This is a genomic window from Pseudoalteromonas sp. Ld19 (assembly GCF_045064135.1).
Lineage (GTDB): Bacteria > Pseudomonadota > Gammaproteobacteria > Enterobacterales > Alteromonadaceae > Pseudoalteromonas > Pseudoalteromonas aliena.
The window spans coordinates 1-21636 of sequence record NZ_JBISHA010000018.1 but is presented as its reverse complement, the minus strand read 5'-3'; the positions used below and the strand labels follow the sequence as shown (position 1 = coordinate 21636).

Here is a 21636-nt window from a genome sequence, read left to right as displayed (position 1 = left end):
ACCAAAAAGGCCGCGCAATTTAGCACACTTTGTGAAAATTATAAACGCTATAAACTATCTCTTACTCGTAAAAAACTGGCAAACCGCGGCAAACCATTTTTTGTTAAGCCATGAAACCGATACGTTACAGTGCTGCCAATCTCGGGCGGAATGGAGCGCTCAGCATTACTAAACCCAGTACCTATAGAAAACACCTGCCCTTGTGCTGTTTTTACCCTTAATGCACCTAGCATGCCTTGATACTTACCTTTGCCTGGTAGATGTGCAATCACCACCGCTTCAGCATCCAAATAAGGCTTTAACTTTAATAATGTATTACTGCGCCCTGAACTATGTTTAGCAGAGGCTAAATGAAGCATTACACCCTCGCCGCCTTGTTGAGTGGTTTGTTTGAAGTACTTGGTGAGCTGCTCATTATTAGCAAAGCGGAATTGCTCTACTGCATCAATATGAGGGGCGTTTAAACGAGTAATAAGCTTACTATAATTTTGGTAGCGAATACTAAAAGGCAAAGCTGCATCAGGCATATCAAATACTTTATAAGTAATTGTTTGCCAATCATGGTTATTAGGTTTTTTTGTTCTTACGATGCCGCTCACCAGTGCGAAGTTTTCGCGCTCTACCCAAAGCTCCCCATCAAGCCATATATTTGGTAAAGGGGCTGTAAACCAACTCGGCGCATTTATAATATTACCTTTGCGAGTAACAAACTCAGTGCCAGTCCATATGGCTCTTACGCCATCAAACTTTTCACTGACTAAATACTGACTGACCTCGTAATGCTTAGTTTCGTCGTATACTTTAGCTAATAAAACAGACGGTTGTGCTGCACTTATACATTGCGTAAAAAGTACAGCTATAATTAAAAGCATGTATTTAATCGTCATTATTGGCGCATCCAAGCTAGAAAAGTTGGCTTAAACTATAGTTGAGATTGCACCCATTGCCAAAACTCACCTAAGTTATTCATACAGTATGTAGCATGACTAAAGTCATGGCTTTGAGTATGTTTATTAGCAATAGCGACGACACGTAAAGAGGCATTGTTGGCCGCCGTAACGCCGGTGAATGTATCCTCAACAGCAATTGCATTGCCTGCCTGTATATTTATCTGCTTAAGCGCCAGTAAATATGGATCTCCAGCTGGTTTAGGATTAGTTACATCATCTTTTGTCACAACGGTGTCAAATAGCTCATAAAAGCCTAAACCTTTGAGTATTGGTAAGGCCTCACTTTTAGCACTGCCTGTCACTAAGGCCATTTTAAGTCCACTATTTTTTACCGCCCTTAATGTTTGCTCAGTAAATGGCATAAGCGCTGGTAAATGTGTTATTACATACTTACCAAACAAGCGATATTTTTCATCCGCTAAAAACTGTGCGGTTACTGATAAATTATGCTCTTGTTTAATTTCGATTGCGGCCTCTAAAGTCGGACGACCTGAAAAACGCTGACAAAAATCATCTTCTGCATAACTAACGCCATAAGGCTTAAGTAATTTACTCCAACATACAAAGTGCATACTTTCTGAATCGACTAATGTGCCGTCCATATCAAATAATATTGCTTTTAAAGTCATCCTTATTCCTTATTTAACCTGAACTCTGGTTAAGATATTTACTAACATATTGAATTATATTGATATTTAAATTTATTTTCTCTATCCAGAGATTTTCAGTGAAAGCAAGGCGAATTTACGCGTCAATAGCGGGCCTATTGCAAGTAAATTCAACGCAGTTAGCGCTGAAAATAGCTGCTTGAGATAGATTTATTGTCCAGAGTTCAGGTTATTTAACTTGATCTAAATTTTGACAATAAAAAAGGCGCTTTAAGCACCTCTATCATTAAAATTATACCAATTGCATTAAATTAGTGTTCTATTATAGCGATAAGAAAATAGCGCAATAACAAGGCTAAAATTATGATACATAGTTGTTTTATATAAATAATTTTTAACGTAGTTAGTGAGTTATTTAATACGCTAGAATGATCATGTTTTTTATAAAATTGGTATTATTCAGTTAAACCAGCTGGCGGCTCACCGATAGCTTCTTCACCCGTTTCAATATCAACAAGTTCATAACCACGTGCTTTTCGCACGACTTTAAGCACCGGTTTTTCAAATGCTGTTTTTAAGCGCTCCGAGTCATCTTTTAATTCATCAAGCGTTGTTCCAAAAGGCGCAGCCCCCGTTTCAGACCAATTAGTTACTTTACCATTTAGGTTATATTCTACTTCGTGTATTTGGTACTGCGCTGCTTCATCTTTAGTCGCTTCACAAAAAATCACACGGTAATTCCAAAATCCAGCCATTGTTTTATCCCATTAAATTAATTAGCGCTACTTTACCAGCTTTATAAAAACATAAAAGCCTGCACAAGGCAGGCTTTTAAAAATTAATATAATTTAGGGTTATCTTTAGAAAAAGTTAACTTTAAACTCAGCGCCAACATAGCGTTCTTCATTAACCATTGCTGTGTTGTTATTAAAGTCGATTGCACCAATAGCAACTTGCTCATCAAACAAGTTACGAGCAAAAACAGCGACTTCGTATTCATTATCGTCTTGGGCCCAAGTATAACCGGCACGAACACCCACTTCAGTTAATGGTTTACCTTCAAACTCAACCGCTTCATATAAGAAGAAGTTAACTTTACTGCGGTACGATACATCGGTATAAGCGTAAAAATTACCATCGGCTAGTTCTTTTGAATAACGAAGTGTTATGTTAGAAATAAACTCAGGTGCATTAGGTAAGCTATTACCATCAATAATGGCTCTATTATTAACTACTGTATCGGTAACATGCAGCGTACTACGTGTAGGTACAGGGATTGTAATGCTATCGTCTTTTAGCTCAGTTTTGTTATAGCTGAAGTTAAATGTTGCATTAAGCTCATCAGTTAAAACCCACTCGGTATCAAGTTCAAAACCATAACCCGTTGTTTTATCTGCATTAAGCAAACTTGTTGTATTCGCAGTTCCACCTACGGCAGTTAATTGCTGATCATCCATTGTGAAGTAGTAAACACTTGCATTTACACGCCCGCGACCATCAAGTACGTCTGATTTGAAACCTGTCTCATATGAAGTAACTGTTTCAGAGTCTGCTGTAGTAACTTTGTCAGAAAACGTAATACGACCTTGAATACTCGGTGCGCGGAATGTATTTGCAACTCGTGCATATAAATTAACGTCATCATTCAATTTATAAGATGCCGAAATATCCCAACTTACATGATCATCACTTACATTAGTTGTACGAGTGATATCATTTGTACATTGCATCAAGTTATTTAGGCAGTCATCGCTAACTATTTTACGCACTGCTTCAAAATCTTTTTCATCGTCAGAATAACGCAGGCCAGCCGTTAGTTTTAAATCATCTGAAACAGTGTAATCTACAGAACCAAATGCAGCCCAAGCTTTAGTATCTTGCTGTTGATTAACGTAACCGTTTAACACACCACCAGCTAACGTATTGTAACCGAAGTTTTCAATCGTTACTGATTCATCAAAATAAAATAAACCGGTTTGAAAATTAACATCGCCGTCAAAGTTACTCGCTAAACGTAATTCTTGCGTGTATTGGTCGTGATCTGGTAAACCACTTTCACTTTCTGATGGGAATGGAATTGAACCTGGACCATGGAAGTCACCTAAAAAGTCAGCACCATAACCACCATCGATATCGCCACGCGAGTTTACTTCTGCGCTTTCCCAACCTGAAATTGAGGTAATTGTGTAATCATTAAAATCATACTCTAGCTTTAAACTCATTCCTTGTGCATCAACTACTTGCTTTTCACGTGCTGCTGCATCGTGGTAAACAACTTTATAATCAAAGTCATCAACTAGATCGTTAGTACCACTTTTAATTGCATTCGCACGAAATGGAATAGGTGTGCCATCCATATTACGTACGTGATAATTAAGTAAGGCTGAAAAATCATCTTTTTCATATAAAAATTGGATACGTGCCGCTCTGTCGGTGTAACCTCCTAGTACATCATCCTGCTCGAAACCTGGCGCTTGGTTATCAATAAAGTTATCTTTGTCTTGCCAAAGAACAGAAACACGTGCTGAAAGATTATCAGTTAAACCACCGCCCACCGCGCCTCTAAAATCAACGGCACTGTCTGTGCCATATGATACTGAGCTAAAACCTTCAAATTCTTGACTAGGTTTAACCGAATCAAATTTTACAAGACCAGCCGGTGTATTACGGCCAAATAATGTACCTTGTGGACCACGTAAAACCTCTACGCGTTCAACATCAAATACAGGGAAGCCTTTTAAAATAGCATTTTCTTGAACAATATCATCAACAACTAATGATACTGGCTGAGATGCATTCAAATCGAAATCGGTGTTACCTAAGCCACGAACATAAAAACGTGGGAAAGTACGGCCATAAGAAGATTCAATTGCCAAGCTTGGAATTTTCGCATTCATAAAACGAATATCCATACCAGCTGAGCTGTAGGCGTCAAGATTATCACCTTGCAGTGCAGATACTGCGACAGGAACTTCTTGTGCGTTTTCTACACGTTTACGAGCTGTGACTTGAATAACTTCTAATTGGTTACTTTTTTTAGCTGTTTCTTGCGCAGCTAAAGAAGAAAATGAAGTACCTGCTACTGCAGAGAACAACGTTGCATTGATTAGGGTCGCTAACGTAGATCTTTTCATTGCTTTCATGTTGGGTTTAACCTTTTGTGTGCACTCTTATTCAACGGTTTATGTGTTGCGCAATTTATACCATGGAGGTAAGTTGCGGGCTCGGCCAATTTTTCGCGTCTTGCTATATGCTGCGCGGACCTTATTATCGAGAGTACAAAAACGATGTGATAAGGCTGAACGAACGCTGGAGATTATACCACTGCCAAATAATTTTACTGCATAAAATTGTAAACTTTTTTGTAACATTTAACTACAATTCACGCCATTTTCATACACTTTAGCGTCTAAAAGCACAAAAAAGAGGACATATGTCCTTCCCTGCAAAACAGCCATTAAAGTAGTGAGTTTCGTTTTTATAATGAAAATTAAAAACAAAAAAGCCGCACGAGCGGCTTTGTTATTTTTAATGATGAAATGCTTTTATACCAATCTGCTTATATATGAGGTCTATTTAACGTTAAAAAATTACGCTAGAACTAGGCAAAAATTTTTTGTATCTAGTTGTTCTAAATAAAAAATTTTTAACGACGTTATAGTGCAATTTAATTCGTTAAATTGAGCAAAGATTTATGCAGTTTGGTATTAGCTCCGCTTAAATGCAATCTCACCGTCTATATGAATATCTCTTTGAGGAAAAGCGATGACAACATCATGCTCTTCAAATACGGCATAAATACTAAAGCGAATATCACTGCGTACTTTTCTGAGCATAGTTTCAGACTCTGCACACACCCAAAAAATAGCATTAAACACCAGTGAGCTATCGGCAAAGTCATCAAATAATACCGTCGACTTTGGATCACCTAATATAGCTTCGTGATCATCGAGCACTTGCTGAATTAATTTTTTAACCAGCAACACATCTGATCCATAAGCAACCCCCACACTTACGGCTGAACGTGCATTACCATCAATTAATGTCCAGTTAGTCACTGTGTTTTCTAATAGCTGACTATTGGGAATAAGCATATGCACACCATCGTTTCGGCGAATACGTGTTGAGCGCGTATTTATTGTCTCTACGACTCCTTTTGCATTACCGACTTCTAAAAAGTCACCAATACGAATTGGGCGCTCCCACATAAGTATCCAACCACTTATAAAGTTGTTGATAATATTTTGCGCACCAAAACCAACACCAATAGCAATAGCACCCGATACAAATGCAAATGCAGTAACAGGAATGCTAAGCACTTCTAAAGATGTAAAAACCAAAATAGCGATACTGATAATAAAGTAGATACGTGTAAATAAATGCACTGCGTCTGGACTTAATTTTTTTGCCAATAAGGTTTTTTTTATTAACTTACCAATACGCGTAACAATAAACCAAATAGCAAAGAGTATTAAAGGCACTTTAATTATCTTGGCTACGGTAATGTGTACATCGCTGTAACTAAATACAACAAAGGCGAGAATTTGGTTTATGTATTCTAACGTCATTTATTTTCCAAATAAGCAGGAGCGCTTTAAATTAAGTCGCTTTAAAGTAATATTTTAGCATTAAGTTAGCACGCCATAATATAACTAAAACGTGCAGTTAATAAGTTCAATATATGCTTTATGTATAATTTATTAACTCTTTATGACTTTAGCCGCAGTTAACTCCTAATACGTAAACAACCTCCTTTTTTATATTCTAAAGTAGCTCAAATAATATTATTTAGGGCTGCTTTACCTTCTAAATGCTCATAATTAGTTAATTTGCGCCCAAATAGCGCTTAATACCGATAAACTTTATTGTATATAAATCAAAATTTGATAAGTTAGCTGTGTTTTTCAACTCGCAAAGCCTATTCCGGCTAATCTTTCTATGGAGTTATTATGCGTAAGACACTGATCGCCACTACTATTGCTAGTACCCTATTACTATCTGCCTGTTCATCAGATGAAACAAAAAACACGGCAAAAGAAGACACTGCACAAGTGCAAGATATTAACGCAAACAATGTTTTATTTAAACCAAGCCCATTACAGTACATGGCCCCTGAGTTTAATAAGTTTGGCACTAAAGATTACGAAGCTGCATTCGATGCAGGCATTGCACAACACACAGCGCAAATTCAAGCTATCGCTAATAACTCAGCTCCAGCAACATTTGAAAACACATTAGTTGAAATGGAGCTGTCAGGCGAGTTATTGAATCGTGTATCAGCCGCATTTTATAACTTATCTGGCTTGATCTCAGATGATGAGTACCAACGCATTGATGAAAAAATGGCGCCTGTATTATCGGCTCACTCAGATGATATCTACTTAAATGGTGCATTATTTAAACGCGTACAAACAATTTACGACAATCAAGATAAATTGAACGCAGAAGATCAACGCTTAGTTGATTTTTACTACAAGCAGTTTGTAAAAGCAGGTGCTAAATTAAACGATGCTGAAAAAGCTAAAATGCGTGAAATTAACTCAGAGCTAGCTCAGCTATCGACTGCGTTTTCACAGAACATTTTAAAATCGTACAAAGAAGACGTTATTGTCGTTACTGATAAGAGCAAATTAGCGGGTCTTTCTGAAGGTGAAATTGCCGGTCTTGCAGCTTCTGCTAAAAAAGCGGGCAAAGACGGCTACATGATCACGCTAGTAAATACAACGCAACAGCCAATTTTAAGCAGCCTTGAAAACCGCGATTTACGTGAGCAAGTTTTTAAAGCTTCTGCAAACCGTGCTGCAAAAACTAACGGCCCTATCATTATCAAAGAAACCAACCTACGCGCTCAAAAAGCTGAGCTTTTAGGCTATAAAGATTGGGCTTCTTATGTAATGACATCACGTATGGCGCAAACCACTGATAACGTATATGGCATTTTAGATGATCTTGCACCGAAAGCAGTTGAAAAAGCGAAAATAGAAGCTGCCGCTATTCAAAAAGTGATTAACGATTCAGGCGAAAGCTTTGAGCTTAAACCATGGGATTGGACTTTTTATGCTGAAAAAGTACGTGCAGAAAAATACAACTTAGACCCAGCACTTGTTAAGCCATACTTTGAGATGCAGTCGGTAATTCACGACGGTTTATTCTTCGCGATGAATAAACTATATGGCATTACGTTTAAAGAACGTAAAGACCTACCTGTTTATCATGAAGACGTAACTGTGTATGAAGTATTTAACGCTGATAACAGTGCCATTGGCTTATTTTACTTAGACCCATATGCACGTGAAGGTAAGCGTGGCGGTGCATGGATGAGTGCATACGTAAGCGAAAGTGGCTTAAAAGGCACTAAACCAGTTATTTACAATGCGCAGAACATTCCAAAACCTGCTGCAGGCGAACCTACGCTAATGACGTTTGACGAAGTGTCTACTATGTTCCATGAATTTGGTCATGCTGCACACGGTTTATTCTCAGATGTTAAATACCCAAGCTTAGCGGGTACTGCAACGGCGCGTGACTTTGTTGAATTTCCGTCGCAAGCAAACGAAGATTGGATGATTGAACCAACGGTACTTGCTAACTACGCTAAGCATTACAAAACAGGTGAGCCAATTCCACAAGCCCTACTTGATAAAGTACTTGAATCGCAAAAATTCAACCAAGGCTATGGCACTACCGAGTATTTAGCCGCTGCACTACTTGATATGGAATGGCATTCATTTGGTTCTGATGAAAAAATTACTGATGTTCAAACCTTTGAGCAAGATGCATTAGAAAAACACGGTATTGCTTACTACCCTGTACCACCGCGTTATAAGTCAAACTTCTTTAGCCATACATTCGCAGGCGGTTATTCAGCTGGTTACTATGCGTATCTTTGGACTGAAGTATTTGCAGCAGATGCTTTTGCACATATGGAAAATAACGGCGGCTTAACACGTAAAAATGGTGATAAGTTCCGTAAAGAAATCCTATCAAAAGGTAATAGCCGCGACTTAATGCAAAGCTATATTGAGTTTAGAGGTCAAAAACCAACAACCGACGCACTACTTAAGCGCCGTGGTTTAGTTGAATAATTAATAATTTAGTTATTCTTTTATAAAAGCCCGCTTGCGGGCTTTTATTGTTTATAGATCAATATATAACAGATAAACTGCTGTCATTAATTATTTAAAGATGATGACTATGCGGTACTTATTTGCAGTAACTTTACTTTGGGCATTTTCGTTTAGTTTAATTGGCGTGTATTTAGCAGGTCAGGTTGATGCATGGTTTAGCGTATTAATACGCATCGCACTGGCAACATTAATCTTTTTGCCTTTTTTAAAGTTTAAGCAAACTCCTAGGCCGCAAGCGTTAAAGCTCATGCTGATTGGCGCCATACAACTTGGTGTTATGTATAGCTTTTACTATCACTCCTTTTTATTTTTAAGCGTTCCCGAAGTACTGCTATTTACAGTAATGACTCCTTTGTACATTACTCTGCTAAATGATGCATTAAACAAACATTTTAACCCGCGCTTTTTTATAGTCGCACTTATTGCTGTAATCGGTGCAATTACCATTCGTTACGAAAATCTAAATAGCAATTTCATAATCGGCTTATTATTAGTTCAAGGTGCGAATATAAGTTTTGCTGTAGGCCAAGTAACCTACAAACGCTTAATGCAAAACAAACAGCTTGACGATAAAACTGTATTTGGCTGGTTTTTTATCGGCGCATTAATTGTCGCCAGTGTGTGTTATGCCTTATTTGGCAACGCAAATAAGCTGCCAAGCACATCAACACAATGGGGCATACTTGTTTATTTAGGCGTTGTAGCATCTGGCCTTGGTTACTTTATGTGGAATAAAGGCGCAACGCTTGTCAATATGGGTGCACTGGCTGTTATGAATAATTTACTCATTCCGGCTGGTATTATAGTTAATGTGCTTATTTGGAACCGAGACGCTGATATCCTCCGGCTAAGCATTGGAGCAGCTATAATGTTAGGCGCATTATTAGTGAATAAAATTTTTAGGGCCTGTTGACCTTTCAGGATTAAAATTTGTTCAATCTAGGGGCGATTTAATCGCGGCGTGAGGTTTGTAACCTAGTGGGCTAAGTAAAAACCGAGCAACAAAGAGTAAATTGCCCCTAGGCAGAACCCAAGGGCAGCGCATGTTTGGCATTTATGCTGCGTTATCGCCTATTTATGGGGAATAACCACACACCATAGGCTCTGCCTTGCCTAAATACCAAACACACTGCTGCAAATTTAACCTCGAAAGATAAACAGATGTATGGACTCCCACTTCCCTCAGGAGTAACGTAATAAGCGATAAAACTTTTACCAAGGAGCCCATACATGTTTGATTGTAATGTAATCGCAATTGATTTAGCAAAAAATTTATTTCAGGTTTGTAAAACAGATAAGAATGGACATGTTATTTATAACAAAGCAATCACGAGAGCTAAACTTAAAGAATTGTTAATTAAAGAGAAGCAATCTTTAGTTGCTATGGAATCGTGTGGCGGAACACATTATTGGGCACGCTTTGCGAAACAGGCTGGTCATCAAGTAAAAGCGATTAATGCACGACAGGTAAAAGCATTCCGTCAAGGGCAAAAAACAGATGCTAATGACGCGCTGGCTATTTCTGTTGCGGCTCGCCAGCCTCATATTAAAGGAAGTCGTTTACTTTCAGCCCATGAGCAATGCCTGCAAGGCATTGAATGTATGCGTGATTTATTGGTCAAACAAAAAGTAAGTTTAAGTAATCAACTCAGAGGCTTACTTTTGGAGTTAGGGTATCCAATAGCTCAAGGCGATACCCCGTTAATTCACGCTATACCAGAGATACTAGAAGAGGCAGAAAATAGTTTAACAGCCTCATTTCGTTTTTCAATTCACCTCCTTTTTAAACGCTTTAAGGGGACAATTGAAGAAGCAAAGCTGATTGAAAAGCAATTGCATGAAATAATTAAAGAAGATAAAACCTGTAATCGCTTACAAGCCTTAGAGGGAGTCGGTCCAGTCTGTGCAATTTTGATAAAAATAGCGCTAGGTAATGCAACACATTTCAAAAGTGGTCGAGAAGCCGCCGCATGCTTTGGTCTAACACCAGTACAACATAGCAGTGGGGGTAAAGAAAAAATAGGCGCGATATCTAAAGTGATAGGAAATAAGAAGCTGCGAAGTGCTTTGTTTAAAGGTGCATTAGCGGTTGTTTCCCAACTAGAAAAAAGAGAAAGTCGCAGTGAAAAAGATGTATGGTTGAAAGCATTGACCGCGCGTCGAGGAAAGAAAGTAGCAGCCATTGCTTTAGCGAATAAAACGATAAGAACGGCTTTTGCAATGCAAAAGCATGATAAAGAATACCAGCCACGATTACTTGCGGCTTAAAATTTGTCAATAAGAGCGCTTAAAATAGGTAAGACCAACCTTCAATAGACTGTTAGGGCCTGAAGTTTCATAAACTGCTCAACAGAAAAGTCATGAAGGTGCGAATAGATAAGAGGCCAGAGGTAGCCCCTCAATTTGAGCCCGTATATAAGCTAGCATCTAAATTTATTTTAACTTTTTCTTTTTGACATTTACGGGGAGTCCATATAAGGCCCTAATAAAAACGTAAATTAATAAGCTTGTAGCTAAGTTGTCATTAATAACCATTAAAATAATAAAAATTTTACTTTTTAAGGATAAACAATGAAGTGCATTACCTTGCTTGCGAGTTGCCTGTTTTTGAGTACACTTGCTGGCTGCAATAACAATGAAAAAATAATAGAAAAACAAGTTACTGTTACCAATGATCAAGTTGAAGAAGTCGCTAATAAAGGAAAAATTCAACTCGGTACTCGCCCTGACTATTTAATTAATGATATGGCACCCAGTGCACTAAAAACAAAATTAGCATCATGTAATGAAGGGCCTTTTTATCGTACCGACTTTTCAATAGGTCATCGTGGTGCGCCAATGCAATACCCTGAACATACTAAGGAGGCGTACGTTGCCGCCGCTAGAATGGGCGCTGGCATTATTGAATGTGATGTCACATTTACAAACGATAAAGAGCTTGTGTGTCGCCATTCTCAATGCGACTTACACACCACAACTAATATTTTAGCCATTCCTGAACTAGCAGCTAAATGCAGTGTGCCATTTACACCAGCCGACCCTGCTAATAGTATTGCCGCTTCTGCTAAATGTTGTACCAGCGACATAAGCTTAGCGGAGTTTTTAACCCTTGAAGGTAAAATGGATGGCGCTAACACCAGTGCGACAACGGTTGCCGATTACATGGATGGCACGCCAAGTTGGCGCACCGACTTATACGCCACCAGCGGTACACTATTAACTCATAAGCAAAGTATTACGCTATTTAAAGAGTTGGGTGTAAAAATGACCCCAGAGCTTAAATCGCCACAAGTTAGCATGCCTTTTGATGGGATGACGCAAACACAGTACGCGCAAAAAATGATCGATGAATATACACAAATGGATGTCCCTGCTAATCGTGTTTATCCGCAATCATTTAATCTAGCCGATGTGAAATATTGGATTAATTCAAACCCTGAATTTGCGGCGCAAAGTGTTTACTTAGATGGTCGTGATAGCGATGCTGGTTTCGACCCAAATAATGCAGATACATGGCAGCCAAGCATGGAACAACTTTTTGCTGATGGCGTTAAAATTATAGCGCCGCCTATGTGGATGCTTTTAACAATTGATAACGATAACAACATTACACCTTCGCAATACGCAATTGACGCTAAAGCGGCGGGTCTTAATATTATTGCATGGAGCCTTGAGCGCTCAGGCCCACTAAATGAAGGTGGCGGTTATTACTATCAGTCAATTGCTGACGTTATAAATAACGATGGCGACATGATGACCGTTGTTGATGTACTGGCACAAGATGTAGGCGTAATGGGAATATTCTCAGACTGGCCCGCAACAGTAAGCTACTACGCAAGCTGCACTAAAATGCCTGTTAGTATTTAAATACTCGACAACAAAAGTCGTTTATTTTATCGCGCTCGGTTACCATATACTTTTATATAACTGAGCGCTTTTATGATTGTTCAACACCATACCGCAGACTTGCCAACGCCAACAGGCCTGATGCGCACCACTGTTTACCGTCCTCAGACGCAAGGACAGTTCCCTGCACTTATTTTTTATTCTGAAATTTTTCAACAAACGGCCCCTATTGCACGCAGCGCAGCTATTTTAGCAAGCCATGGCTTTGTAGTCTTAGTACCTGAAGTGTTTCATGAGTTAAATCCTATAGGTACCGTGCTCGCTTACGATGATGCAGGTAAGGATAAAGGCAACGCTGATAAATGGGCAAAGCCACTTGAGCATCACGATAGCGACACACAAACCCTAATCGACTTTATTAGATTACAAAGCTATTGCACAGGAACCGTCGGCACTATGGGCGTATGTATTGGCGGACATTTAGCTTATAGAGCGGCGCTAAATCCTGAAATTAAAGCGGCATTTTGTTTATACGCAACCGATATTCACAGCGATATATTACCTGCACAGCCTGGAAATAACTCATTAGAGCGTATGGCTGATATACAAGGTGAAATTCACTTTATATGGGGTAAACAAGACCCACATGTACCGCAAGAAGGTCGTACAAAAATTTATCAGCAATGTGTAACTACAGCTATTAATTACCAATGGCAAGAAGTTAATGCGCAACATGCCTTTATGCGTGATGAAGGCGAGCGATACGACGCTGCCCTTGCAATTAATATGTATCAACAAGCGGTGGCATTATTTAACCGTACTTTATAAATGTTTTAAAAACGAAAATAATTAAACGCTTTTCAGCATACCTAAAGCGGTATGCTGTTTTACAAAATAGGCTTTTAAGTAATCAATAAATAACCGTAGCTTTTTAGAGCCTGCTGCTCCTGGCGGAAATACCCCGTACAGTTCAATATCTTTGCTTTTATAATCACCTAATACAATTTCAAGCAACCCTGCTTGTACTTTTGGCCAGGCATCATAAAGCGGTATACGGCCAATGCCATGCCCGGCTTCGACAAAAGCGGTACGCGCAGCGGCGTTATTAGTACTTAAACCACCTTGCATTATGATGTCGTGTTTTTTTCCATCTTTTTGAAGTGTTAATGTTTTACTACCCAATTGATAAACCACCCATTGATGCTCTGCCAATTCTAAAGGCGTTTTAGGTTTACCAAAATGAGCAAAATAATCTGGCGCACCACAAATGCACGTACTCATTGTCGTCAGCTTAGTCGCTTGTAAATTAGAGTCACTCAGCGCCACCCCTCTAATAGCAAAATCAAAGCCATTTTTAATAATATCAATAACGTCGTCGGTAAGTTGTAAATCAATTTGAATTTTAGGGTATTGGCGCTTAAAGGTATTTATTGCTGGCACAATTAATTGCATCCCTACATTCACAGGGCAACTAATTTTAAGCAAACCTTGTGGCTCACTTTTTATATTCTCTATTTGCTGATTAGCTGCGTTAGCCTGTTCGGTAATGATTCTACAGCGCTCATAATAAGCAATACCCGCCTCAGTAAGCGCCATAGTACGAGTTGAGCGATTTAATAAAGTAACCTCAAGCTGGGTTTCAAGTTTTTTTAAGTGATAACTTGCCACGGCTCGCGTAAGCCCTAATTGCTTTGCAGCAGCGGTTAAGCTGCCCTGCTCTACAATTTGCGCAAATACAACCATGCTTTTTAATTGCTCAAACGAGACTTTCATAAACGCTCCGTAGCGTATTTAAAATTCAACCTTTTTATTGTATCAATTATTAAACCAATAAAGTTAAATTTATCATCGTTGTTTAAAGCGGTGTTAGTGCATATAGTAGTTGGTAAGCAAGATTAACTAATTCAAATTATCAGAAGGATACATTTAATGTCTAAAAAAATACTTATGATTCTTACATCTCACGCAGAGCTTGGTAACACTGGCGAAAAAACTGGTTTTTGGGTAGAAGAATTTGCAGCCCCGTACTACGCATTCATTGATGCAGGTGTTGAAGTAACCTTAGCGTCTCCAGCTGGTGGCCAACCACCCATTGATCCGACAAGTACGCTTGCTGATTTCCAAACAGATGCAACTAAACGTTACGACGCAGATAGCGCAGCTCAAACATTAATGGCAAACACTAAAGTGTTGAGTGAAGTAAACTCAAGCGACTTTGATGCTGTATTTTACCCAGGTGGCCACGGCCCATTATGGGATTTGGTTGATAACACTGATTCAATTTCACTTATCGAAAGCTTTATAAAAGAGCAAAAACCAGTGGCTGCGGTATGCCATGCAAGTGCGGCATTTTTAAATGTTAAAGATATTGATGGTAATGCATTAGTTGCGGGTAAAAAAGTAACTGGTTTTACTAACTCTGAAGAAGCAGCAGTGCAACTTACCGACATAGTGCCATTTTTAGTTGAAGACGAGCTCATTAAAAAAGGTGGCGATTACCAAAAAACTGAAGACTGGGGCGTACTTGCACTAGAAGATGGTTTAGTAATCACAGGCCAAAACCCTGCAAGTTCTGAACTCGCCGCTAAAAAGCTACTAACCAAACTTGGTTAATAACCAGTAGTAATTAAAAAAGCACAGCATTTTTATGCTGTGCTTTTTTAATTGCTTTTAATTACTAAATACAATTCCTATACTGGCAACTCTTAAGTTAACTAGAGCAATTATATGCAAACCAAGCCAACCACACTGTCGTTGCTAACCAGTACGCGTTTCGCAATTTTTAGCGTCGTTACTATTTGCTTTGTATTACAAGTGATCAATAGTCTACCCGGAATTAACTTAAATGGGCTAGGTATATATCCACGCAGTATCCAAGGTTTAATTGGCATACTGTGCGCCCCCTTTTTACATGGTAGCTGGTGGCACTTCGCTAGCAACATGGTCCCATTTGTAGTGTTAAGTTGGCTAATTTGCCAATACAGCGTTAAGCGTTTTTACAATGTATTTATTTTTACAGCGTGTGTAGGCGGGTTGTTAGTGTGGATATTTGGCCGCAGTAATATTCATGTTGGTTTAAGCGGCGTTATATATGGCCTGTGGGGCTTTATACTTTGCTACGGCGTTATCAGGCGCTCACTAAAATCAATCATTATTGCCGTTGTAGTTGCCGTACTTTATAGCGGTTTTATATGGGGCGTTTTACCACAACGTTTTCATGTATCGTTCGAAAGTCATTTATTTGGAGCGTTAAGCGGAATCCTTTTAGGTATTAAATTAGCAAAAGCCGATAAATTTAAAGATCGATAAATTAAACAGACCACCTTTAAACAATTTTATCTAACAGAGAGGTTATTTATGAGTGAGCAAAATGATTATATACCACCAAAAGTATGGACGTGGGACAGCGAAAGTAGCGGTAAATTTGCCAGTATTAACCGCCCAATTGCGGGCGCGACTCATGATAAAACCTTACCTATTGGCGAGCACGTATTTCAGCTTTATTCCCTTGCGACACCTAATGGTCAAAAAGCCACTATTATGTTTGAAGAGCTTTTAGAGCTTGGTTTAACGAATGCCGAGTACGACGCATACCTCATTAACATCGGTGATGGCGATCAATTCGGATCTGACTTTGTTGATATTAATCCAAATTCAAAAATTCCAGCGCTTATGGATCACTCGACCACGCCACCGACTCGCATTTTTGAATCAGGTTCTATTTTACAGTACCTTAGCGAAAAATTTGATGTGCTTACCCCTAAAGATTTGAAAGCCAAAACTGAGTGTCGTAACTGGCTATTTTGGCAAATGGGCTCTGCGCCTTATTTAGGTGGCGGGTTTGGTCACTTTTACAGTTATGCACCAAGCAAAATGCAATATCCCATTGACCGCTTTACTATGGAAACGAAACGCCAACTTGATGTATTAAATCGTCACTTAGGTGACAATGATTATATGGCGGGTGATGAGTACTCTATTGCTGATATCGCAATTTGGCCGTGGTACGGCTCATTAGTGCTTGGCGATTTGTACGATGCAGCTGAATTCTTAGATGTATCAGCATACACTCACGTTATTCGCTGGGCTAAACAAATATCAGAGCGCCCCGCTGTAAAACGAGGGCGTCGTGTTAATCGCACATGGGGTCCTGAAGAAGAACAAATGGTAGAGCGCCACAACCCAAGCGACTTTAAATAAGCTTAGCATTTCAAAAGGAACCCGTTTTAATACGGGTTCTTTTTATTCACATAAGCATTAAATAAATGCGCCTATTACTCAATACTAATTTATCGTTTTTCATTTATACCAAAATCATTTCTTTTAAAACGGGAAAATAATCAAAAAATACGCTAACTTTACAACAAATTACTAACATAAAGTTTCTCTATGCGTATCACCACTTTACTTGCCTTATTAAGCCTTTTATTTACCTTGCCATTTGAACTAAGCGCAAATACGCAAAGTGTTAAAACACTCACCATTTATCATGACTCTGACTATTCAAACCATAACGAATCTGCTTATGCGATGAAAATAGGGGCACTTACTGCGCTTGCTGAAGTTGATTATAGTGCCCAAAACTACCAAATAAATATTGTCGAAAAAGATAACAGAGGTAACTCTAATCGCAGCTTATTACATATGCGACAATTTTTAAAAGACCCAAATGCGCTGGTTTTTTTAGGCGGATTGCATTCACCACCTTATATTAAAAATAGAGATTTTATAAATAAAAACGAACTGTTACTTTTAGTGCCATGGGCAGCAGGTGGTCCTATTACACGCTACCCAAGCGATAAAAACTGGGTATTTAGACTCTCTGTTGACGATACAAAAGCAGGATACAGAATGGTCCAATATGCAACCGACACCTTAAACTGCAAAAACCCACAACTATTATTAGAAAATACGCCATGGGGGAAATCTAACTACAACTCAATAATAAAAGCAATTGGAGACAAAGACACTAAAGTAGATTGGTTTAACTGGAACACTAAAATAAACAGTGCAAAAATAATTTTACGCAAAATAATAAATGATCAAGCAGATTGTATTTTGTTTGTTGGCAATGCAATTGAAGGCGCTGAAATAATTCGTGCTATGGAGAGCTTTGAAGCAAGTGAACGCCTACCCATTGTCAGCCACTGGGGGATTACGGGTGGGGATTTTTTTAGTAAAGTAAAAACAGCCTTGCAGTCAAATCTAAACTTACACTTTATTCAAAGCTGCTTTTCTTTTTTAAAAAAACCGCAAGCAACGCTTACAAAACATGTACAAGAGCAAGCAACGCTTTTATCTGTTTCTTTAGAAGAACTAGCTGCACCCGCTGGGTTTATACATGCATATGATTTAACAAAAATACTTCTTCAAGCTATTTCGCAAATCACTCTTACGGATAATGTCAGTAATAATAGAGCAAACATAAAAGTAGCATTAGAGAATATAAACAAACCTGTAAATGGTTTAATTAAAGAATATAAACAGCCTTTTAGTACTTGGACTACAAGCAATACTGATGCCCATGAGGCGCTAGGAGTTGATGATTTATGTATGGCCAATTATAAAACCGATGGCAGCATATATGTGATAAAAAATAACTAAAGGAAGAGGTATAACGACATATGCTTAGCAAATTTAGTAAAAAAATTAAGCTTAATACTAATTATGCTTTTTATACTTTTTTGGCTTTAAGTCTTTTATTTTCAATAGGTATAAGCCTTGTACTTGTTGGTAGCCGCGCTGAGGATACAATTCGAAACTTACAAAGTGAAAGTATTGAAATGGAGTCAGAGCTTACAACGAGCTACTTAACACTCTTTATTGAAACAAGAGAGCAAATTCTTAAAGATCTGGCCAAGCAACCAATACTTACAACGTCAACTATGGGCTCAGAGACATCAAAAGCGATCATGCTGGATTATTTATTTGAGTATAAAATTTTAGGTAAAATAGAAAGCATTGCTATTGTTAATATACTTCAGGAGGTTGTTTACAGCAATGACAACTCGCTAGCGAAAATAATTTCATTAGCGCCCAATTGGTTATCGGGTATTCTCGAAGGCAAACTAGACACGGCCATAATCCTGAATCAAACGAGTAAAAATGATTTATTTATCATGGCAGTACCTATTAAATATAACGGCCTAAGTGAAGGTGCGTTAATTATTCAATTTAATACCCCATTGGTAGAGCTATTACCTGCAAAGTTTAAAGTTGATAGCCATAGTTTTACCTTACAGGGGCCGTGGGTGTCCTTTTCAAACTTACGAGAAAATGAAGACTATATAAATATTAATCATAAGCAGATTGGCTCAACAGATATTGAACTTGAGTATTTTACAACAAGTACGTTACTAACAAATAAAGTAGCCAGCTTTATGAGAGATATTGCTGTAGCCCTTGTTTTTAGCCTGTTAATTTCTTCAACCATATTGTTAATGTTTGGGCGACACTTACTACTCAATCCTTTTAAACTCTTAAAATCATCTCGAAAGGCAATTAAATTAAGCGAAGCCCGTTATGAACTGGCAGTAAAAGGCAGTAATGATGGTATATGGGATTGGGATATTGTATCAACGAAGATGTATTTTTCTCCACGTATTAAAGCGCTCCTTGGTTATCAAGATAGTGATGAATTACCAAACAAGGCAGACTCTTTTTTTGAACTTGTACATCCTGACGATATTTATGAGCACAATAAACGCCTAACAGCTCACTTAAAAAATAGTACACCTTATGATATTGAATACCGGTTAAAAACAAAATCGGGGCTATACCGCTATTATCGAGTAAAAGGAATGGCACTCAGAGATAAAAATAATTTTGCAATAAGAATGGCGGGTTCAATTACGGATGTTACCGACCAAAAAGCATCTCAAGAAGCGTTAAAAAAAGCGAAAGAGCAAAATGATTTACTCGCTCATGCTATAGAGTCATGTAATGTAGGTATTTCAATTGCCGACGCTAAAGTGCAAGGGCTTCCTTTAGTATTTGTTAATGCTGCTTTTGAAAATATAACCGGCTATAAAAAGCACGAAATGCTTGGAGTCAATTGCAAAATATTGCAAGGACCTGAAACAAGTAAAAAATCAATTTCTACTCTTAAACATGCAATACAAGCACTCAAAACGCAAAGGATAGAAATACTAAACTATAAAAAAGATGGCACTGCATTTTGGAATAGTTTGCAAATATCTCCCGTATTTGATGAGTATTCCAACCTCACAGCATTTGTAGGGATACAACAAGATATAACAAAACGTATTGCTGCTAACGATTCATTAATTGAAGCAAAAGCGCTGGCTGAACAAGCAAGTATCGTTAAAAGTGAGTTTTTAGCTTCAATGAGCCATGAAATACGTACCCCTATAAATGGGGTTTTGGGGATGTTAAATTTTCTACTAGATAGCCCATTAAAGCCGACTCAGCAAGAACATGCACGTATTGCGGTTAACAGCGCGAATTTTTTATTAAATATAATTAACGATATTTTAGATTTTTCAAAAGTGGATGCCGGTAAGCTTGAACTGGAAGAGCTCGAATTTAACGTGCGCGACGTACTTGACGATTTTATTGAAACATCAGCAATACAAGCCTATCAAAAAAACATTGAACTGGTTTTAGATACGACTAACATTGAGACCCGCTATGTAATTGGCGACTCTGGACGCCTTAAGCAAATACTCGTCAACCTTGTTAATAACGCGCTTAAATTTACCGAGAAAGGCGAAGTAACAATAATAGCTAAACTATTGCCAATTAATACAACTGAAATGCGCTTTTACTGCCAAGTAAAAGACACCGGCATTGGTATAACGGCTGATCAACAAACAAAGCTTTTTAAATCATTCTCTCAGGTTGATTCATCCACCACACGTAAATACGGTGGAACGGGTTTAGGATTAGCAATTGTAAAAAAACTATGCCTTTTAATGAAAGGTGATATCAACGTTGAATCACAAGAGCATGTAGGAAGTAAATTTAGCTTTGATGTAACATTTAAAAAAAGCACTAAACCAGAAAAAATCAGCCAACCGGTTAACATAACCAATAAAAACATACATATTGTGTGCAGTAATCGCAGCCTCTCTACTATGCTTGAAAGACAACTTTCACATTGGGGAGCAAATGTAACAACAAGTTCATCGACCAAGTCTGCACTTGTCAGTTACGAGCAATGTTATACCCAACCTGCTTGCCCTTTTGATATTGTTATAATTGACAAAAAATTAAATGACGGCAATGGATTGGCCCTTGGTGAAAAAATAAATGCTTTAGATCATCCTCATATTTCTAAACTCGCATTAATCACAACTATAAATGAACCTGAAAGTAACGAAGTGCTAAATCAAAGTCATTTTGCTACGCAATTTCCTAAACCAATAACAACAAAAGGCCTTATTAGCATGCTTGAAGCGTGCTTACCTAAAAAAATAGATTCAGAAGGTACACGTTCACACACGCCCACCATAGGTAAAAAAGCATTACTTCCAGATGATATTATATGGGCCGAGAATATTAGAATTTTATTAACAGAAGATAATCAGGTCAATCAGATGGTTGCTTCAATCACTTTGAAAAAAATGGGCATTACTTTTGTTGATATTGCAGCCAATGGCCAAGAAGCCCTTGAATATTTAGCCCAAGCAAACACATCAAATCCATATTCACTTATTTTAATGGACTGCCAAATGCCAGTTATGGATGGTTATCAAGCCACAATATCAATAAGAAACAATGAAATACAAAGTAAAGCAGCGCCAATTACCATTATAGCAATGACTGCAAATGCAATGACCGGCGATAAAGAAAAGTGTTTAGAGTCAGGCATGAATGATTATATTTCCAAACCTATTTCCCAAGATATGCTGTTTAGCAAACTATTGAAGTGGCTACCCTATTCCCTTGGTAATCCTCCCTAAAAATAATAGATGCCAAATGTAGAATTTTCTCTTATTGTAAACACAGGAGAAAATTATGAAAAAAGCACATTTTACAGACAGTCAGATCCTTGCCATTTTAAAACAAGCAGAAAGTGGCGTACCTATTCCTGAGCTATGCCGTGAACATGGCATGGGCAACTCAACCTTTTATAAATGGCGC

17 protein-coding genes are annotated in these 21636 nt (G+C 38.2%); 11 read left to right on the top strand and 6 right to left on the bottom strand.

Annotated elements, in window-relative coordinates; all coding sequences use genetic code 11:
- Positions 1–47 precede the first annotated feature (47 nt).
- The 5 genes from ACJJVZ_RS07885 to ACJJVZ_RS07865 all read right to left on the bottom strand — a co-directional run bounded on the left by ACJJVZ_RS07885 (position 48) and on the right by ACJJVZ_RS07865 (position 6126).
- A complete protein-coding gene (locus tag ACJJVZ_RS07885; RefSeq protein ID WP_193156149.1) occupies positions 48–890 on the bottom strand; it encodes a DNA ligase in 843 nt (280 codons plus the stop codon).
- Positions 891–922: 32 nt separating this feature from the next.
- Positions 923–1579: an HAD family phosphatase gene (locus tag ACJJVZ_RS07880; RefSeq protein WP_273046301.1), complete on the bottom strand. Its 657-nt coding sequence runs from the start codon at positions 1577–1579 to the stop codon at positions 923–925.
- 434 nt (positions 1580–2013) lie between these two features.
- The gene (locus tag ACJJVZ_RS07875; protein WP_193155977.1) at positions 2014–2313 is read right to left on the bottom strand and encodes a hypothetical protein; all 300 of its coding nucleotides are present in this window, start codon (positions 2311–2313) and stop codon (positions 2014–2016) included.
- Positions 2314–2418: 105 nt separating this feature from the next.
- On the bottom strand, positions 2419–4701 hold the full coding sequence (locus tag ACJJVZ_RS07870) for a TonB-dependent receptor (protein WP_405599590.1): 2283 nt from the start codon (positions 4699–4701) through the stop codon (positions 2419–2421).
- Between the two features lie 564 nt (positions 4702–5265).
- A complete protein-coding gene (locus ACJJVZ_RS07865; RefSeq protein WP_077537350.1) occupies positions 5266–6126 on the bottom strand; it encodes a mechanosensitive ion channel family protein in 861 nt (286 codons plus the stop codon).
- 381 nt (positions 6127–6507) lie between these two features.
- Between ACJJVZ_RS07865 and ACJJVZ_RS07860 the strand changes: the two genes are divergently transcribed.
- The 5 genes from ACJJVZ_RS07860 (at position 6508) to ACJJVZ_RS07840 (ending at position 13359) form a co-directional block, all read left to right on the top strand.
- Positions 6508–8643 (top strand): M3 family metallopeptidase, encoded by a 2136-nt coding sequence (locus ACJJVZ_RS07860; protein WP_405599588.1) that lies wholly within the window; start codon positions 6508–6510, stop codon positions 8641–8643.
- A 109-nt stretch (positions 8644–8752) separates the two neighbouring features.
- The gene (locus ACJJVZ_RS07855; protein ID WP_405599586.1) at positions 8753–9598 is read left to right on the top strand and encodes a carboxylate/amino acid/amine transporter; all 846 of its coding nucleotides are present in this window, start codon (positions 8753–8755) and stop codon (positions 9596–9598) included.
- 317 nt (positions 9599–9915) lie between these two features.
- Entirely contained in the window at positions 9916–10953 is a 1038-nt protein-coding gene (locus tag ACJJVZ_RS07850; RefSeq protein ID WP_405599584.1) for an IS110 family transposase, read from the top strand.
- Between the two features lie 303 nt (positions 10954–11256).
- Positions 11257–12552 carry a glycerophosphodiester phosphodiesterase family protein gene (locus tag ACJJVZ_RS07845; RefSeq protein ID WP_193155982.1) on the top strand — a complete coding sequence of 432 codons (1296 nt, stop codon included), beginning with the start codon at positions 11257–11259 and terminating at the stop codon, positions 12550–12552.
- 72 nt (positions 12553–12624) lie between these two features.
- Entirely contained in the window at positions 12625–13359 is a 735-nt protein-coding gene (locus tag ACJJVZ_RS07840) for a dienelactone hydrolase family protein (RefSeq protein ID WP_193155983.1), read from the top strand.
- A 21-nt stretch (positions 13360–13380) separates the two neighbouring features.
- Here ACJJVZ_RS07840 and ACJJVZ_RS07835 read toward each other — a convergent pair whose 3' ends face one another.
- The gene (locus tag ACJJVZ_RS07835; protein WP_282131224.1) at positions 13381–14304 is read right to left on the bottom strand and encodes a LysR family transcriptional regulator; all 924 of its coding nucleotides are present in this window, start codon (positions 14302–14304) and stop codon (positions 13381–13383) included.
- Between the two features lie 156 nt (positions 14305–14460).
- On the opposite strand from ACJJVZ_RS07835, the gene ACJJVZ_RS07830 reads away from it, so the two are divergent.
- From ACJJVZ_RS07830 to ACJJVZ_RS07805, 6 genes are all read left to right on the top strand, one after another.
- Complete coding sequence (locus tag ACJJVZ_RS07830; protein ID WP_405599582.1) at positions 14461–15144, top strand: type 1 glutamine amidotransferase domain-containing protein; 684 nt, start codon at positions 14461–14463, stop codon at positions 15142–15144.
- Between the two features lie 114 nt (positions 15145–15258).
- The gene (locus ACJJVZ_RS07825) at positions 15259–15840 is read left to right on the top strand and encodes a rhomboid family intramembrane serine protease (protein ID WP_405599579.1); all 582 of its coding nucleotides are present in this window, start codon (positions 15259–15261) and stop codon (positions 15838–15840) included.
- 48 nt (positions 15841–15888) lie between these two features.
- Complete coding sequence (yghU, locus tag ACJJVZ_RS07820; protein WP_405599577.1) at positions 15889–16731, top strand: glutathione-dependent disulfide-bond oxidoreductase; 843 nt, start codon at positions 15889–15891, stop codon at positions 16729–16731.
- A 189-nt stretch (positions 16732–16920) separates the two neighbouring features.
- Positions 16921–18135, top strand: a complete 1215-nt coding sequence (locus ACJJVZ_RS07815) for an ABC transporter substrate-binding protein (protein WP_405599575.1) — start codon at positions 16921–16923, stop codon at positions 18133–18135.
- Positions 18136–18155: 20 nt separating this feature from the next.
- A complete protein-coding gene (locus ACJJVZ_RS07810) occupies positions 18156–21455 on the top strand; it encodes a PAS domain S-box protein (protein ID WP_405599573.1) in 3300 nt (1099 codons plus the stop codon).
- 55 nt (positions 21456–21510) lie between these two features.
- Positions 21511–21636, top strand: a 126-nt coding sequence (locus ACJJVZ_RS07805; RefSeq protein WP_405621627.1) for a transposase, incomplete at its 3' end; no start/stop codon positions are given.

Bases quoted from the DNA above. Each gene is read 5' to 3' on its own strand.
- ACJJVZ_RS07810 (WP_405599573.1), top strand. From the start codon at position 18,156: ATGCTTAGCAAATTTAGTAAAAAAATTAAGCTTAATACTAATTATGCT.
- ACJJVZ_RS07845 (WP_193155982.1), top strand. From the start codon at position 11,257: ATGAAGTGCATTACCTTGCTTGCGAGTTGCCTGTTTTTGAGTACACTT.
- ACJJVZ_RS07855 (WP_405599586.1), top strand. From the start codon at position 8,753: ATGCGGTACTTATTTGCAGTAACTTTACTTTGGGCATTTTCGTTTAGT.
- ACJJVZ_RS07830 (WP_405599582.1), top strand. From the start codon at position 14,461: ATGTCTAAAAAAATACTTATGATTCTTACATCTCACGCAGAGCTTGGT.
- ACJJVZ_RS07815 (WP_405599575.1), top strand. From the start codon at position 16,921: ATGCGTATCACCACTTTACTTGCCTTATTAAGCCTTTTATTTACCTTG.
- yghU (WP_405599577.1), top strand. From the start codon at position 15,889: ATGAGTGAGCAAAATGATTATATACCACCAAAAGTATGGACGTGGGAC.
- ACJJVZ_RS07825 (WP_405599579.1), top strand. From the start codon at position 15,259: ATGCAAACCAAGCCAACCACACTGTCGTTGCTAACCAGTACGCGTTTC.
- ACJJVZ_RS07875 (WP_193155977.1), bottom strand. From the start codon at position 2,313: ATGGCTGGATTTTGGAATTACCGTGTGATTTTTTGTGAAGCGACTAAA.
- ACJJVZ_RS07865 (WP_077537350.1), bottom strand. From the start codon at position 6,126: ATGACGTTAGAATACATAAACCAAATTCTCGCCTTTGTTGTATTTAGT.
- ACJJVZ_RS07860 (WP_405599588.1), top strand. From the start codon at position 6,508: ATGCGTAAGACACTGATCGCCACTACTATTGCTAGTACCCTATTACTA.
- ACJJVZ_RS07880 (WP_273046301.1), bottom strand. From the start codon at position 1,579: ATGACTTTAAAAGCAATATTATTTGATATGGACGGCACATTAGTCGAT.
- ACJJVZ_RS07850 (WP_405599584.1), top strand. From the start codon at position 9,916: ATGTTTGATTGTAATGTAATCGCAATTGATTTAGCAAAAAATTTATTT.
- ACJJVZ_RS07835 (WP_282131224.1), bottom strand. From the start codon at position 14,304: ATGAAAGTCTCGTTTGAGCAATTAAAAAGCATGGTTGTATTTGCGCAA.
- ACJJVZ_RS07870 (WP_405599590.1), bottom strand. From the start codon at position 4,701: ATGAAAGCAATGAAAAGATCTACGTTAGCGACCCTAATCAATGCAACG.
- ACJJVZ_RS07840 (WP_193155983.1), top strand. From the start codon at position 12,625: ATGATTGTTCAACACCATACCGCAGACTTGCCAACGCCAACAGGCCTG.